Annotated in this window: 12 protein-coding genes and 1 pseudogene; 7 read left to right on the top strand and 6 right to left on the bottom strand. The window is 51.6% G+C overall.

The window, feature by feature from the left end:
- Positions 1 to 109: 109 nt before the first annotated feature.
- Complete coding sequence (locus VRC33_RS10205; protein WP_338563455.1) at positions 110 to 1,021, bottom strand: LysR substrate-binding domain-containing protein; 912 nt, start codon at positions 1,019 to 1,021, stop codon at positions 110 to 112.
- 93 nt (positions 1,022 to 1,114) lie between these two features.
- Between VRC33_RS10205 and VRC33_RS10200 the strand changes: the two genes are divergently transcribed.
- Positions 1,115 to 2,368 carry an MFS transporter gene (locus tag VRC33_RS10200; RefSeq protein ID WP_338563453.1) on the top strand — a complete coding sequence of 418 codons (1,254 nt, stop codon included), beginning with the start codon at positions 1,115 to 1,117 and terminating at the stop codon, positions 2,366 to 2,368.
- A 31-nt stretch (positions 2,369 to 2,399) separates the two neighbouring features.
- On the opposite strand, the gene msrA is transcribed toward VRC33_RS10200, so the two are convergent.
- Positions 2,400 to 2,930, bottom strand: coding sequence for a peptide-methionine (S)-S-oxide reductase MsrA (msrA, locus tag VRC33_RS10195; RefSeq protein WP_338563451.1), 531 nt, complete (start codon positions 2,928 to 2,930; stop codon positions 2,400 to 2,402).
- A 30-nt stretch (positions 2,931 to 2,960) separates the two neighbouring features.
- Entirely contained in the window at positions 2,961 to 3,602 is a 642-nt protein-coding gene (locus VRC33_RS10190; protein WP_338563448.1) for a TetR/AcrR family transcriptional regulator, read from the bottom strand.
- Between the two features lie 302 nt (positions 3,603 to 3,904).
- On the opposite strand from VRC33_RS10190, the gene VRC33_RS10185 reads away from it, so the two are divergent.
- Both VRC33_RS10185 and VRC33_RS10180 read left to right on the top strand, forming a co-directional pair.
- Positions 3,905 to 4,159, top strand: a complete 255-nt coding sequence (locus tag VRC33_RS10185; RefSeq protein ID WP_338563446.1) for a YdgH/BhsA/McbA-like domain containing protein — start codon at positions 3,905 to 3,907, stop codon at positions 4,157 to 4,159.
- Between the two features lie 530 nt (positions 4,160 to 4,689).
- On the top strand, positions 4,690 to 6,732 hold the full coding sequence (locus tag VRC33_RS10180) for a choline transporter (RefSeq protein ID WP_338563444.1): 2,043 nt from the start codon (positions 4,690 to 4,692) through the stop codon (positions 6,730 to 6,732).
- Positions 6,733 to 6,778: 46 nt separating this feature from the next.
- Here the strand turns inward: VRC33_RS10180 and VRC33_RS10175 are convergent, their stop codons facing one another.
- Positions 6,779 to 7,849, bottom strand: a complete 1,071-nt coding sequence (locus tag VRC33_RS10175) for an AbrB family transcriptional regulator (protein ID WP_338563442.1) — start codon at positions 7,847 to 7,849, stop codon at positions 6,779 to 6,781.
- A 536-nt stretch (positions 7,850 to 8,385) separates the two neighbouring features.
- On the opposite strand from VRC33_RS10175, the gene VRC33_RS10170 reads away from it, so the two are divergent.
- Together VRC33_RS10170 and tus are read left to right on the top strand one after the other, a co-directional pair.
- Positions 8,386 to 8,787, top strand: coding sequence for an H-NS family nucleoid-associated regulatory protein (locus VRC33_RS10170; RefSeq protein WP_306212757.1), 402 nt, complete (start codon positions 8,386 to 8,388; stop codon positions 8,785 to 8,787).
- Positions 8,788 to 8,941: 154 nt separating this feature from the next.
- Positions 8,942 to 9,868, top strand: coding sequence for a DNA replication terminus site-binding protein (gene tus / locus VRC33_RS10165; protein ID WP_338563435.1), 927 nt, complete (start codon positions 8,942 to 8,944; stop codon positions 9,866 to 9,868).
- A gap of 59 nt (positions 9,869 to 9,927) precedes the next feature.
- On the opposite strand, the gene fumC is transcribed toward tus, so the two are convergent.
- Positions 9,928 to 11,325, bottom strand: a complete 1,398-nt coding sequence (fumC, locus tag VRC33_RS10160; RefSeq protein WP_338563433.1) for a class II fumarate hydratase — start codon at positions 11,323 to 11,325, stop codon at positions 9,928 to 9,930.
- Between the two features lie 199 nt (positions 11,326 to 11,524).
- Between fumC and manA the strand changes: the two genes are divergently transcribed.
- Positions 11,525 to 12,715 (top strand): mannose-6-phosphate isomerase, encoded by a 1,191-nt coding sequence (gene manA, locus VRC33_RS10155; protein ID WP_338563431.1) that lies wholly within the window; start codon positions 11,525 to 11,527, stop codon positions 12,713 to 12,715.
- A 124-nt stretch (positions 12,716 to 12,839) separates the two neighbouring features.
- Positions 12,840 to 14,339, top strand: coding sequence for a YdgA family protein (locus tag VRC33_RS10150; RefSeq protein WP_338563429.1), 1,500 nt, complete (start codon positions 12,840 to 12,842; stop codon positions 14,337 to 14,339).
- A gap of 41 nt (positions 14,340 to 14,380) precedes the next feature.
- Here VRC33_RS10150 and malI read toward each other — a convergent pair.
- A pseudogene (gene malI, locus VRC33_RS10145) lies at positions 14,381 to 15,410 on the bottom strand (Mal regulon transcriptional regulator MalI).
- Between the last annotated feature and the right edge of the window lie 193 nt (positions 15,411 to 15,603).

Raw genomic sequence — 15,603 nt, 5'->3', positions numbered from 1 at the left:
TCCCACTTATTTTCGCGCATCAAAATAAAGCTGTCAGCCATGGTGAAACACTTCTCTTATGGCGTCAAATATTTGATTCGGAATGTGATTTACAGCACATAAAAGGCGCTCAGCCGGCGGATATTCCAGCATTTGTCTGCTTAAGAAGCAGCGCTTTCATGCGTTTCACTGCGGCGGTAGCTTCCCGACGTCTTGACCAGACCAGCCAGACTTCAGACCAGGCATCCTGCTCTTTCAGAGCCACCCAGCTGACATCCTCCAGCCGGATACGGCTGAATGAGGCTGGCAGGATCGAAACGCCCAGGCCAGTTGCCACCAGGCCAAGAATGGTCATGGCTTCGCCAACCTCCTGAGCAACATTCGGCGCAATGCCATAGCGATGGAGCAGCGCCAGAATCTCTGTGTAAAGCGCGGTACCCACCTGCGGGTCAAAAAAGACAAAGGGTTCCTCTTCCAGTTCCTTTACGGAAATAGCCGCCCTGCCTGCCAGCCGGTGCTCCCGGGGTAGCACTGCACAAAGGGGCTCGCGCAGCATCAGCTCATGGTCAAGGGTTTCCGGCAGCGGTGTATTACGCATTACGCCAAGATCCAGCCGGCCTTCATGCAGCGGCTGCAGCTGCTGGCGCGTATTGATTTCCTGCATCTGAATATGGACGCCAGGGTGCTGGCGGCGAAAAGTGTACAGCGCATCTGATACCGCAGTAATAAAAGGCGCGGACGAGGTGAACCCGATCCTCAGCTCGCCCTCGTCCCCCCGGTGCAGCCTTGCGGCCTTATCGGCGGCCTGAGCCACACTCTGCATTATTTGCCTGGCATCGGTTAAAAACTGTTCGCCCGCAGCCGTTAATCGCACGCTGCGGTTAGTGCGGGCGAATAACCGGGCACCAATCTGCTGTTCGAGAATTTGAATTTGCTGGCTCAGCGGCGGTTGTGAAATATTCAGCCGCTGTGCGGCGCGGCCAAAGTGCAACTCTTCCGCCACCGCAATAAAGTACCGTAAATGACGCAGCTCAATAGTCATATCTTAAACGTCTCATTCGAGATTATTAATAGATTAGACATCATAATAATCCCTTATTACAGTTAACGTAATGTTAACTACAAGGTATTTACCGTGAATCGCCTGGCACCTTCTGCGACGCTTGATGACAGCGCCGATCGCTTCTCCCCTTCTGTTCCTGTCACTGATGGCTATATCCGGCGGGGCACGCCGCAGTTTATGCGGGTCACTCTGGCCCTTTTTACCGCAGGACTGGCAACTTTTGCTCTGCTCTATTGCGTACAGCCTATATTGCCGGTGTTATCCCAGGAGTTTGGCATCTCACCGGCCGCCAGCAGTCTCTCCTTATCCATTTCAACCGGCCTGCTGGCGCTCGGCTTACTGGTCACTGGCCCGCTCTCTGATGCAATAGGCCGCAAGCCGGTAATGGTGACTGCACTGTTGCTGGCGGCAGTCTGTACGCTGCTTTCAGCGACCATGACCAGCTGGCATGGCATTCTGATTATGCGGGCGCTGATCGGGCTTTCACTAAGCGGCGTTGCTGCTGTTGGCATGACTTATCTCAGTGAAGAAGTGCATCCGGGGGTGATCGCTTTTTCAATGGGCCTCTACATTAGCGGTAACTCAATAGGCGGTATGAGCGGGAGACTGTTAAGCGGTGTGATAACCGACTTCACTTCGTGGCGCATCGCCGTAGCGGTTATCGGCTGTTTTGCCCTGGCATCGGCGCTGATGTTCTGTAAAATCCTGCCGCCCTCACGCCATTTCCGCCCCGCCTCGCTGAAACCGCGTAGTTTGCTGATCAACTTCAAGCTTCACTGGCGAGATGGTGGCCTGCCGTTGCTGTTTGCCGAAGGTTTTCTGCTGATGGGTGCCTTTGTGACGCTGTTCAATTACATCGGTTATCGTTTGCTTGCTCCTCCTTATTCACTCAACCAGGCCATCGTGGGGTTACTCTCGGTGGTCTACCTGACCGGGTCCTGGAGTTCCCCCAAAGCGGGCGCGATGACTGCCCGGTTTGGGCGCGCTGCCGTGCTGCTGTTTGCGACTGGATTCATGTTGGTTGGGGTGCTGATGACGCTGCTCAGTTCTGTCTGGCTAATCCTGCCCGGCATGATGCTGTTCACGGCAGGCTTTTTTGCCGCTCATTCGGTTGCCAGCGGCTGGATTGGCCCACGGGCAAAACGGGCTAAAGGCCAGGCCAGCTCGCTCTATCTGTTCAGCTATTATCTGGGATCGAGTGTTGCAGGTACGCTCGGCGGGGTGTTCTGGCATCAGTTTGGCTGGCACGGCATCACCGCGTTTATCAGCGGACTGTTGCTGGTGGCTCTGCTGGTGGGAAATCGTCTGAGGAGTAAAAAGCTGTAAGGAACGGGCATTGCGCCCGCTCCTGCACTGACTATTTAGTGCGGTCGGCAAAACGTTTATGCAGTTTCTGCAATTTAGGAGGGATCACAGCCATACAGTAACGGTTTTGCTGCCCTTCACCCTCCCAGTAGTTCTGGTGGTAATCCTCTGCAGGATACCATTCAGCCGGGCCTTCAATAGTAGTCACAATCGGGCTGGTATGATCTTGCTGGGCACGAATGATAGCTGCTTTGGCTTCTTCTGCCTGTGCTTCATCAGCCGGGAAGATGGCGGAACGGTATTGCGTGCCAATATCGTTGCCCTGACGATTTAACTGTGTTGGATCGTGAGTGGCAAAGCTGATATCCAGCAGATCGCCATAACTTACCTGCTGCGGATCGAATCCCAGACGGATAGCTTCGGCATGCCCCGTGTCGCCTTCACAAACCTGACGATAAGTGGGATGGGTGGTATGGCCACCGATATAGCCACTTTCCACGGAAACAACGCCCGTAATCTGTTTGAAGACGGCTTCGGTACACCAGAAGCAGCCTCCGGCGATGGTTGCATATTCAATAGTCATGGTGACTCCTTTTTTGCAGGTCTGCCGGGGTCAGTCGCAGCCTGTCCGGCTTAATATCGGCCATTGCAGCATAAGCGTGTCAATAATGCCATCCAGTTCTGCCCTGCCTGCCCCTTCACGGGCCCTTACGGACATCCCCTGAAGCAAGCAGCCCAGATAGGCAGACAGCGCAGCAATGTCAGTTTTCTGGTCAAGTTCACCCGCGGCCTGACGGCTACGGAGAAACTCTTCCAGATGATTATCCTGAGTAGTGTGGCGTGCCCGCAGCATATCTGCCACCTCGGCAGAATCCGCCGAAAGCGCCGTTGAAGTACAGATAAAGAAACAGCCAGCAGGTTTCCCACCGTCCGTGAAGCAGGCAGCAGTGGAACGGAAATAACTTTCCACGCCGCTTGCGACGCCACTGTCAGGACAGACCAGCGCCGCATGACGCTGCTCGCCAAACTTTTCTATATAGCGATCGACTACTGCGCGGAACATCCCTTCTTTATTTGTAAACTCCGCATAGAGCGTCGGAGCTTTTGCGCCGGTGGCCTCCACCAGGTCAGCCAGCGAGGTAGCTTCATAACCATGACGCCAGAACAGTTCCAGTGCTTTGTCGAGTGCGGCTTCACGATCGAAGGTTTTTGGCCGTCCCCGTCCCTTGCGTGTAATCAGTTCCTGTTCGGTCATAAATCCTCTCCCGGGTTACTCTTTGAGGAATAAATTACCGATCATTATAAAAACATTACCCTGCGCCTGTCGAGTCTGATGATCACATTCCTGAAGCAGGGCTGACAAAGGTTGACTTTTCAGCCTGAACACCGTCAGGAAAAAAATTTTTAAAATTAAAATTGCGGTTAATCAAGTGGTTGATAATTAAATTAACGATCGATAATAAATTGGTGTTGACGTAACAACGCCACAGGCATACCATTTAGTTATCGATCGTTAATAAATAACGACGCAACCTGATAACTGACTGAGAGACTACAATGAAAACCCTGAAAATGACCCTGGCCGCCCTCGCCCTGACCTCCGTATCCTTTGCTGGTTTTGCTGCTGATATCGTGAATGCAGAACCTGTAAACCAACAGCAGGTGGGCGTGGTAAGCGCATCTGGTACTAACCTCTCCTCGCTGGAAGCCCAGTTAGCGGCCAAAGCTGATGCTGCAGGTGCAAAATCATTCCGCGTTACCTCCACTACAGGTAACAACCGTATGCACGCTACCGCAGAAATTTATCAGTAAATTAGCCCGATTGAGCTTTTGCCGACGCTGACCTGCGGGTCAATCCCTGAGGCTCAACCTGCTAAGTGACTCCTTCTGCTAATGCCGTCAGCTAATCACTGACGGCATTTTTGTCTCTGCCATTTCAGTTCTGATAAATTTATTGGCGTGAAAGCGATAATATTCCTGAGTAAATTTGTCTTAATCAGATAAATATCCTCTGCTAAAAGTCCTGGTAAATAGACACTTCATCGAGAATAAAGCGGCAAATAAAGCCACTCTTTGTGTGGAAATAAACCCCACAGTCCGGCTGTAAAATTTATTTTTAATTGAATGCTCAATCAATAAAACCTATCATGGGTGCCTGAAAGCTCATTAAACGTGCTCAGAAGGTGAAAAATTGACTAATTAGCAGTGAAATATCAATAGACTAAATTACACCTGATTGTTCCTCAGTGTAGTTAGCGGATATGCGGTGGAGTTTTCCCAGTATGCGCTAAGGCACGCTTTGCGAAGATCGGATCCTCTCTTGATCATTTTTCGGAGATGTTATGCCGACGACTGAATTACCCAGGAAAGAACAGCAAGACCGTATAAATCCAGTGGTCTTTTACACCTCAGCAGTGCTGATTTTGCTATTTTCTCTCACCACGATTTTCTTCACGGATTTATCCGATCGGTGGATCAACAACGCCCTCGAATGGGTATCTAATACTTTTGGCTGGTATTATCTGCTGGCAGCGACCGTTTATATTGTCTTTGTCGTGGTCATTGCCGCCTCGCGCTTTGGTTCAATCAAACTCGGTCCTGAACAATCCAAACCTGAATTCAGCCTGATGAGCTGGGCGGCGATGCTGTTTGCCGCAGGGATTGGTATCGACCTGATGTTCTTCTCCGTGGCGGAACCCGTCACACAATATATGATGCCACCGGAAGGCCAGGGCCAGACCATGGAGGCCGCTCGTCAGGCAATGGTCTGGACACTGTTCCACTACGGTCTGACCGGTTGGGCAATGTATGCGTTGATGGGGATTGCGCTGGGCTATTTCAGCTACCGCTATGGCCTGCCATTGACCATCCGCTCTGCCCTGTACCCTATCTTCGGAAAGCGGATCAACGGCCCTATCGGCCACACTGTGGATATTGCCGCGGTGATTGGAACCATCTTCGGCATAGCCACTACCCTGGGTATCGGGGTAGTACAGCTCAACTATGGGCTGAATGTCCTGTTCCATGTGCCTGAAGGATTGACGGCACAGGCAGCACTGATTGCTCTTTCAGTGATCATGGCGACCATCTCCGTGACTTCGGGGGTGAATAAAGGCATTCGAATTCTGTCAGAACTCAATGTCCTCTTAGCCCTGGGACTCATCCTGTTTGTGCTGTTTGTGGGAGATACCAGTTTCCTGCTGAATGCGCTGGTGCTGAACGTGGGTGACTACATCAACCGCTTTATGGGCATGACGCTGAACAGCTTTGCGTTCGATCGTCCCACTGAGTGGATGAACAACTGGACGTTGTTCTTCTGGGCCTGGTGGGTTGCCTGGTCGCCGTTCGTAGGCCTGTTCCTGGCCCGTATTTCCCGTGGCCGTACGATTCGCCAGTTTGTCGTGGGCACGCTGACTATTCCGTTTATCTTCACCCTGCTGTGGCTGTCGATCTTCGGTAACAGCGCGCTGAATGAGATTATTCATGGCAACCTGGCTTTTGCTCAGGAAACGCTGGCGCACCCGGAGCGTGGATTCTACAGCCTGCTGGCGCAGTACCCTGCTTTCTCCTTCAGTGCTTCCGTAGCCACCATCACCGGCCTGCTGTTCTATGTTACCTCAGCGGATTCCGGTTCACTGGTGCTGGGTAACTTCACCTCACGGCTGAGCGATATCAATAACGATGCACCAAACTGGCTGCGCATCTTCTGGTCACTGGCGATCGGATTGTTGACGCTGGGTATGCTGATGGTCAATGGCGTATCCGCCCTGCAGAAAACCACGGTCATTATGGGGCTGCCCTTCAGCTTCGTGATTTTCTTTGTGATGGCCGGGTTATATAAATCCCTGCGGGTTGAAGACCACCGTCGCGCCAGCAGTGTTGCGAGCACGCCACCCATTCCGGTTTCCCGCGACGATCGTCTGAACTGGAAGCAGCGTATCTCCCGTGTGATGCACTATCCCGGAAGCACACACACCAAAAAGATGCTCGATACCGTTTGTCTGCCAGCCATGCAGGAAGTGGCGGTGGAACTGGAGCGCCGTGGCGCACAGGTTCAGGTTAGCGAACTTCCCCCTCTGGAAGATGAACGCCTGAATCATCTGGAGATGCTGGTAACCCTGGGTGAAGAGCAGAGCTTCCTCTATCAAATCTGGCCGCAGCGTTATTCCGTGCCGGCGTTTACCTACCGTGCGCGCAGTGGTAAGTCAGATTATTTCCGTCTGGAGACTTTCCTGCTGGAAGGAACCCAGGGTAATGATTTGATGGATTACACTAAAGAGCAGATCATTAATGACATACTCGACCAGTACGAACGTCATCTGACCTTCCTGCATATTCACCGGGAGGCGCCGGGTAATACCATGCCCTTCCCTGAAAGCAGCTGATTGAAATGAAATAACCAGGCCAGGCTAATCAGCCTGGCTTTTTTTATCATTCACCCTGTTTTTGATCTCGCGCCGCCATCGAATTAGCAACCCAACGAGCCAGTGCCGGGCCCGTTAACAGCACAATAATAAAGCGGCCAGTCTGCATCGACATAACAAAGGACATATCTACATGACTGGAGGAAGCGATAATAGCTACAGAATCTGCACCACCCGGGCTGGTCGCCAGATAAGCCGTTAGCGGATCTATGCCGGCAAAATGCACCAGGCCAAACGCCAGCAGTCCACATATCGCCACCAGGCTCAAAACAGCCAGCAGCAGCCGCGGCAGCGCTTTTGCCGCATAGGCAAGAATCGCGCGATTGAATCGTAATCCTATACTCCAGCCAATCAGAGCATAAGCGGCCATTAATAACACAGGAGGCAATTCAATGTTAACCAGGCCAAAATCCTGAAAAAGCACGCCTCCAGCCAGGGTTAATAATAATGGCCCCGCGGGAATACGAAACAACCGGCTGGCGATCAGTCCTGCCAAAATTAACAGCAAAGTCAGACCGAAATCCCCCCAGGCCACCGGCTGAATTAAATGAAAGCTGGAAACAACGTTGCCCTGAGGCACTTCAGGTGCCCAGATACGGGAAATTACCGTAGCCGCTACTGCCACAATCACCACGCGAAGGTATTGCATAAAAGCCACCAGGCGCACATCCGCACCATAGCTTTCTGCCATCAACGTCATTGCTGTAGCCGCACCTGGCGACGATCCCCAAATAGCCGTTGAGCCGGGTAATATCTTCCAGCGCGTCAATACCCATCCCAGGAAAGCACTGGCAACAATCACCGAGAAGATGCTGAAGATAAATAAAGGCCAGTTTTTTGCCATTTCAACAAATACTGAGGCAGGGATGGTTCTGGCAATCATGCAGCCCACTACGCCCTGCGCCAGCCAGAAAAGAGTGCGGGAAATAACTAAAGGTTTGTCACGTGAGGCGAAGATAATCGCTACTGCCATAGGTCCCAGTAACAGTGCAGCAGGAAGCTTCAGGCTTTCAAGTCCCAGCACTGCCAGCGCGGAAAACAGAATCAGCCATAACCAGCGCAAGGGCGGTATTTTCATTCTTTACTCCAAAACAGGTTAACGTCCAACGCGAATATATTATCAGCTCCCCCTCCTGCTGGCAGGCCTTCTTACAGTTTAATCAGTGTCCCATTTTTTAACCTGGTTGAAGCGACGAAGTGGTTTTGAATACCCATTAGTATGTTGTAACTAAAAACCTGCACTTGCGTCAGGGTTACCGGTAAAAATGACGCTGCTTATTACACCTGAAGTGGATAACCATCCCATATTAAAATGGCTCTGCTTCTGTCAGATAAATATAATATTGTGACAAAATCCGTGACTAAAGGATTACCGCCGTGCTGAGAATTGTTCAATTGCCCAACCTTTCCTCTCCGGAATGCGTTAAGAATTGTCTCATTAATGTAAATATAGGCCAGACGACCCGGATAAATTTGCCGTTAAACAAGGCAAAAAGATAAAATAAATAAAGAAATTTACTTTCAGGTGTTCTTTACCAGCATTTTTCTATGTACACTGGTCTCCGATACATACACAGATTAATTTTAAACCACCTTAACGCTACGGATTCCTTTATGAGCGAAACTCTGAAAGTATTAAATAACATTCGAACCCTTCGTGCACAGGCTCGTGAAGTTTCTTTAACTGAACTTGAAGAGATGCTGGAAAAACTCGAAGCGGTAGTTAATGAACGTCGTGAATCAGAAGCGGCTATCGCTTCTGAGGTCAAGGAAAAAGAAGAGAAGCTGGCGAAATATCGTCAGATGTTACTGGATGATGGTATCGATTTAAGCGAACTGACCGCTGCTGAAACCACTACCGGTAAATCGCGTGCTAAACGCGCTCCTCGCCCGGCAAAATATCAGTACACTGATGAAAACGGCGAAACTAAATCCTGGACCGGCCAGGGCCGTACCCCTGCTGTAATTAAGCAGGCGCTGGACCAGGGTAAAAAACTGGAAGACTTTTTGATCTAATCTTCCTGCCACGTCAGATAAACTGGCGTGGCAAACTCCCCTTCCCTGATTTGTCTCGCAGTTTGAATTAACTCTTCCCGATCCGTTGCTCTTAAAATTGAACTGAATCCTCCAACCCGGCAAATATACAGTATGTTGTAACTAAGAGGTTTATATGCGATATGATGCGGTTGAGAACTTACATCGTTGCGTTACGGATTTGCAGACCGCTCTGTCAGCCCTCACGCAGGGTTTGCCCTCCCTGCGGCTGCTGATGGCGAGGATTTTTGAACTTCCGGCCATTCATAAAGGTCAGGAACACGATCCTCTGACTGAAATAACCGTGACGCAGCATCTGGCAAAACCTGCACTGAATCTGGCGCTGGCCCACTATGGCCGGTTATTTATCCAGCATCAGTCTGAATCATTAAGCACTAAAGCTGCTGTACGGCTGCCGGGGGCAATATGCTTTGAGGCCAGCCCGGAACAGGCGGCGATTGTACGAGAGCAGGTCAGGGTAATAAATAATCTTAAACTGCGGCTTGAAGAGATAATTACCCTTGAGTCAGGCGTTCCCAGCGAAGAACGGTTTGAATTTGTTCATACTCACATGCGTGGCCTGATAACCCTGAATGCTTATCGGGCTATTACCCTGCTTGAGGCACCAGACTCACTGCGTTTTGGCTGGGCGAATAAACACATTATAAAAAATGTCACCCGGGAAGAAGTGCTCGAAAAACTGAATAAAAGCCTTAACTCAGGACGGGCAATGGCGCCCTGGAGTCGTGAGCAGTGGGCTGAAAAAGTGACAGAAGAAATTGAGCGGATTAGTTCTTTACCTTCATCGGCAAAATTGAAGATAAAACGGCCGGTCAAGGTTCAGCCCATTGCCCGCGTATGGAATAAACAACAACAAAAGCAGACACAACTTGCCTGCCCTTCTCCTTTACTGGTTCTTTGTCCCGATTCTGCCAGCGTCCCAAAACTGGGGGAGTTGCTGAATTACGATGCCACTAATGTGGCACACCGATATAAGCCTCAGGCAATACCGCTGTTCTCCGTTATCCCCCGGTTGCATCTTTATAGCGACCGTGAGCATTAGCCATGAATTTCACGCAAAAAAAAGAGCGGAAACTTTCCGCTCTTTTTTAGCTGGCTGGATCAGGATTTCATACTGCCGACCATCTCTTCCGGGCGCACCCAGGCATCAAACTCTTCTTCCGACAGATAACCTAATTTAAGCGCGGAACCTTTCAGAGTAAGTCCCTCTTTATGCGCCTTTTTCGCAATTTCTGCTGCTTTATCGTAACCGATGTGCGTATTTAACGCGGTAACCAGCATTAATGACTCATTCAACAGTTGGGTAATGCGATCGCGGTTTGGCTCAATACCCACCGCACAATGGTGATTAAAGCTGTCCATGCCGTCCGCCAGCATACGAATGGATTGCAGGAAATTATGGATAATCATCGGGCGATAAACATTCAGCTCGAAATTGCCAGACGCACCGCCCATATTTACCGCAACGTCATTGCCCATCACCTGACAGCACAACATCGTCATGGCTTCACACTGGGTAGGATTCACTTTACCTGGCATGATTGAACTGCCGGGTTCATTTTCGGGAATGGCAATTTCACCAATACCACAACGCGGACCGGAAGAGAGCCAGCGAACATCATTGGCAATTTTCATCAGTGAAGCCGCCAGGCCTTTAAGGGATCCATGAGCATGAACCAGCGCATCGCAGGTTGCCAGGGCTTCAAATTTATTCGGTGAGGTGACGAAGGGCTGTTTCGTTAATTCAGCAAGCTCAGCGGCCACACGCACAGCATATTCAGGATGGGTGTTCAGCCCGGTCCCTACGGCTGTCCCCCCCAGCGCCAGTTCGGCGACATGAGGAATACTCTGCTCTATATGCCGGAGGTTGTGGTTCAGCATGGCTACCCAGCCAGAAATTTCCTGTCCCAGCGTCAGCGGCGTGGCATCCTGCAGATGGGTACGGCCTATTTTGACGATGTCTTTAAAAGCTTCTGCTTTGTCGTTAAGCGTCTGCTGCAGAATTTTCAGTTGAGGGATCAGGTGTTCCTGCAGTGCCAGCACGGCGGCAACATGCATCGCCGTAGGGAATACATCGTTAGAACTCTGACTTTTGTTCACGTCGTCATTAGGATGAACCAGGCGCTCCATCCCCCTCTCCCCACCCAGTATTTCACTGGCGCGATTGGCGAGCACTTCATTCATATTCATATTGGTCTGGGTACCGGACCCGGTCTGCCAGATGGCCAGTGGAAATTCTGCACCGTGCTTGTCGGCAAGAACTTCATCTGCGGCCTCAATAATGGCTTCTGCACGTTCAGCCGGTAACAGGCTTAAATCGCTGTTAACCCTGGCCGCTGCGCGCTTGGTCAGGGCGAGCGCCCGCACCAGCTCAACGGGCATTTTTTCGGTGGAGATGCGGAAATGTTCAAGGGAGCGCTGCGTCTGCGCGCCCCAAAGTTTATCCGCGGGAACTTCGATGGGACCCATTGAATCTTTCTCAATGCGGTTGGCGACCATGACTCTCTCCTTTAGCACAATGATATGAATTTCAACCCCTTCACCTGCCCCTCCGGGCCTTCAGCGCGGGCCGTGATATTTAAAACAATAATTTAACATTATGGAACTCATTCGTTGTTATTGCACCCCGGATTGTCTTTTAGGCGCGGTTTTCTGTTTTAATACACCCCAGTTATTATCTGAATATGTGTGGGTGAACATGCAAAAATTGATTAATACGCTGCAAAATTACGCCTGGGGCAGCCCTACGGCGTTGACTGAACTTTATGGCATCCCTAATCCTGAACGGCGCCCCCTGGCCGAGCTGTGGATGGGTGCTCATCCGAAAAGCCCTTCTTCTGTTGAGATCGAGGGAAACAGGCTTTCGCTGCGCGAGGTTATTGAGGCAGATAAAGAAAGCCAGCTCAGCAAAGCGGTGGCCGATCGGTTTGGTGAGTTACCTTATCTGTTTAAAGTGCTCTGCGCGGATCAACCCTTGTCCATTCAGGTGCATCCCAGCAAATCCGCTGCTGAAAAGGGGTTTGCCAGAGAGAATACGGCCGGTATTCCGCTTTCTGCTGCGGAACGCAACTATAAAGATGCTAATCACAAACCTGAGCTGGTGTTTGCCCTGACGCCGTTTAAAGCTATTAATGGCTTTCGTGAACTGCATGAAATCATCTCTCTGCTACAGCCGGTAGCCGGTGCCCACCCCGCCATAGCCCATTTCCTGCAAACGCCAGCAATGAGCGGGCTGGCAGAACTTTTTGCGGCGCTTCTGTCGATGGAGGGTGAGGAAAAGAGCCTTGCGCTGGATGTGCTGAAGAGCGAGCTGCGCGGCCAGCAGGCTGAACCCTGGGCTACCGTGGCCCAGATTGCTGAATTTTATCCGCAGGATAGCGGGCTGTTTTCACCGCTGCTGCTCAATGTGATTGAGTTACAGCCCGGTGAAGCGATGTTCCTGTTTGCCGAGACGCCCCATGCCTATCTCAAGGGTGTGGCGCTGGAGGTGATGGCCAATTCCGATAACGTTTTACGGGCCGGGCTGACGCCGAAATATATCGATATTCCTGAACTGATGGCTAACCTGCAGTTTGAAGCTAAACCTTATGCCAGCCTGTTAACTCAGCCGGTTAAAGAGGGTGATACGCTGAACTTTCCGGTGCCGGTAGAGGACTTTGCTTTCTCCCTCCATCAGTTGAGTGCCCAGCCAGAGCCTGTTCAACAGCAAAGTGCGGCCATTCTTTTCTGCGTGGACGGTCAGGCTTTAGTCAGCCATGACGATCAACAACTTACCCTTAAGCCGGGGGAATCCTGTTTCATTCCCGCAAAGGATTCCCCCGTCACCCTGGCAGGTAACGGACGACTGGCACGCGTCTTTAACGATCTGCAGGATTTACGGCTGACGTAAACCGGGACAATTGCTATTATTAATCAAATTATTAAGCAAAACGCCTCAGGGCGTTTTTTATTCGCCAGGCATTTTTCCCCAGGATCGATTTGCCGGCGCCAGTGACTAAAGGACGACTTTACAGATGAAGAAGACAAAGATAGCGATTGGCGTAGTAGTCGCACTCGGCGTGATTTGGACCGGAACCGCATGGTTTACCGGGAAGCAGCTGGAAAAGAACATGGATCAACTGGTGCAAAATGCGAATGCCCAGATGAACAATATGGCTCCGGAAAGCCGTCTTAAGCTGAGCTATCAGGATTTCCAGCGCGGCGTGTTCAGCAGCACCGCCCGCTTTGTTCTGCAGTCCAGCTCCCAGACTGAAGACAATGCCATCATCAAGCCGGGCCAGAGCGTCGTTTTTAACGAAAAAATCGACCACGGTCCCTTTCCGTTCGCCCAGCTGAAAAAATTCAACCTGATCCCAAGCATGGCTTCGGTGCATACCGAACTTGAAAACACCGATGCGGTGAAAAAACTGTTTGAGATGACCAAAGGCCAGTCCATTATTCAGGCGGATACGCGTGTGGGTTACAGCGGGGCTACCGCTTCTGAGATCCACCTGCTGCCTGTGGATTACAACAACGCCCAGACCGGCGAACGCTTTGCTTCTAACGGCGGCACGGTCAACGTCAGCGCGGACAAAAAAGGCGATAAGGTCGATTTCAACGGCGAGATGGAGAGCCTGGTACTGACCACCAAAAATCAGCTGGATATGCCGGTCATGTTTACCGCTAACGGTCTGAAGGTGGATGCCAGCACGCATCTCAGCCCGGAAGGCCTGCGTATTGGCGATCAGGGTATCAACCTGAAGAAACTGACCGCAGCGGTGGATGGCAAAGAGGCGTTTATCGCTGAAGGCCTCAACGGTAAATCTTCGTTCAATTCCGAGAAGAGCCTGATTTCCGGCAATATCGATTACGCGCTGGATTCCCTCAAGGTGCAGAACCAGGACTTTGGTCAGGGTAAGCTGGCGATCAAATTGTCGCAGTTTGATGCCAACGGCATGAAAGCCTTCTCTGAAAGCTACAACAGCCAGGTACAGGCGCTGATGAATGAGCCGGGGATTAATGAGAATCCGGAACTTTACCAGCAGCGTATGAGCCAGATCCTTTCCACTAATCTTCCTCTTTTACTGAAAGGCGATCCGGTAGTGAACATCGCTCCCTTCAGCTGGAAGAACGACAAAGGCGAAAGCAGCTTTAACCTGGCCGTACACTTCAAAGATCCGGCGACCAGCACCGCTCAGCCGCAGGATATTGGTCAGGCAGTGGATAACGTGCTGAAGACGCTGGACGGAAAGCTGACCATCTCGATGGATATGGCGACCGAACTGATGACGCATGTCGCGATGGCTGAAGGCTACAAGCAGGAAGATGCCGCTAAACTGGCTGACCAGCAGGTGAAAGGCGTCGCGGCTATGGGCCAGATGTTTAAACTGACTAAGCAGCAGGACAACAACATCGTTACCAGCCTGCAGTACTCTACCGGTCAGGTCACCATGAATGGCGATAAAATGGCGCTGGATCAGTTCCTGGCGCGTTACATGCTGGGCGGTATGGCTCCGGCTGGCATGCCTCAGTAACGTTAATAAATGACCAGGGGCGCGTTTATCGCGCCCTTTTTTTATGCCGATCCCCGTTCAATCAGCACCGGGGGCAGGATGACGTTTTGCACGGCACTAAGTGGTTCGGCCATTCTCTGTAACAGCCTTTGCGCCGCGCTGCGCCCAAGCTCCCGCGCTGAGCTGGTGATAAAGGTCAGGGGGGATCGGTGAGTTCCGCTTCCGGTGCATCGCCAAACCCCACCAGCGCCATCTGACTGCCGTAATAGCTGTCCAGGCCGCCTTTACCAATGGTTCTGCCGGTGCGTTGCAGACCAAAATAGCAGCCCAGCGCCACCGACGCGTTATGACAAAGGATGGCCGTAATAGTGGGATGCTGGTGAATCAATTCTGCCGTGACTTCGGCTACGTCCCGCTGATAGCGCCCACTTTCGATAATCCATTCACTGCGAAAAGGCAGCCCGTACTGCAATAACGTGGCGCAGTATCCGCCAATCCTTTCTGCCCTGGTCAGGGATGATCCAGACCCACCCAGCCATGCAATACAGTGATGACCGCGTTTTATCAGATACTCGGTGGCTATTTTTGCCGCGTGGAGATTATCCGGGCGAATGGAGTCGGTCTCTTCAAGGCTGCTGGCGCGCGAGGCACAAATCAGGGCGATCCCCTGCTCCCTGGCTTTCCCCACCAGATGCGAGGCGTTTTCAGCACCGCCCCCAGCACTATCCCCTCCACGCCCTGCGCGACCAGGGTATCAAAACAGCGATCGATATTCTGGCCTCGGGCTCCACTCTGCGTCAGGAACAGAACCTTGCCATTTTGTTCCAGACCTTCGCTCAGCCCTGCGGTCATCTCAGCGTAGAAAGGCTGACAGAGGTCGCGAACAATCAGCCCCACCACCCCGCTGCCACCTCCCCGCAGCATGGTAGCGGAACGGTTAGGCACAAATCCCAGAGCGCTGACAGCCTGGCTGACGCGCTCTGCGGTAGCCGGAGAGATACGCCCCTTTCCGGACAACACCAGGGAGACAGTGGTAACAGATACCCCTGCCTCAAGCGCAACATCATTAATGGTAATTTTTTTCAGTGACATAGTTTAATCAGCCAGCCCAAGCCGGCCTGCACATCCTGGTAGACTGAAGTCAGATAAAACGTTACACCGCATAGCCTTAAAATAAAACCCAAACCCCCGATAACATTGTGACTTGCCGCTCATTAAAGCCTGATAAAACGTTTTATCATTTTTTACCTCAGCAGCGGCTGAGCTTTTTTAACGCCAGGAGAGC

The organism is Erwinia sp. E_sp_B01_1 (assembly GCF_036865545.1).
GTDB lineage: Bacteria > Pseudomonadota > Gammaproteobacteria > Enterobacterales > Enterobacteriaceae > Erwinia.
Note: the sequence above shows the minus strand (reverse complement) of the source record. Positions and strands in the feature narration are given on the sequence as shown.

Coding starts and splice junctions, on each gene's coding strand:
- msrA (WP_338563451.1), bottom strand. CDS start 2,930: ATGACTATTGAATATGCAACCATCGCCGGAGGCTGCTTCTGGTGTACC.
- VRC33_RS10180 (WP_338563444.1), top strand. CDS start 4,690: ATGCCGACGACTGAATTACCCAGGAAAGAACAGCAAGACCGTATAAAT.
- VRC33_RS10190 (WP_338563448.1), bottom strand. CDS start 3,602: ATGACCGAACAGGAACTGATTACACGCAAGGGACGGGGACGGCCAAAA.
- manA (WP_338563431.1), top strand. CDS start 11,525: ATGCAAAAATTGATTAATACGCTGCAAAATTACGCCTGGGGCAGCCCT.
- fumC (WP_338563433.1), bottom strand. CDS start 11,325: ATGGTCGCCAACCGCATTGAGAAAGATTCAATGGGTCCCATCGAAGTT.
- tus (WP_338563435.1), top strand. CDS start 8,942: ATGCGATATGATGCGGTTGAGAACTTACATCGTTGCGTTACGGATTTG.
- VRC33_RS10175 (WP_338563442.1), bottom strand. CDS start 7,849: ATGAAAATACCGCCCTTGCGCTGGTTATGGCTGATTCTGTTTTCCGCG.
- VRC33_RS10205 (WP_338563455.1), bottom strand. CDS start 1,021: ATGACTATTGAGCTGCGTCATTTACGGTACTTTATTGCGGTGGCGGAA.
- VRC33_RS10170 (WP_306212757.1), top strand. CDS start 8,386: ATGAGCGAAACTCTGAAAGTATTAAATAACATTCGAACCCTTCGTGCA.
- VRC33_RS10185 (WP_338563446.1), top strand. CDS start 3,905: ATGAAAACCCTGAAAATGACCCTGGCCGCCCTCGCCCTGACCTCCGTA.
- VRC33_RS10150 (WP_338563429.1), top strand. CDS start 12,840: ATGAAGAAGACAAAGATAGCGATTGGCGTAGTAGTCGCACTCGGCGTG.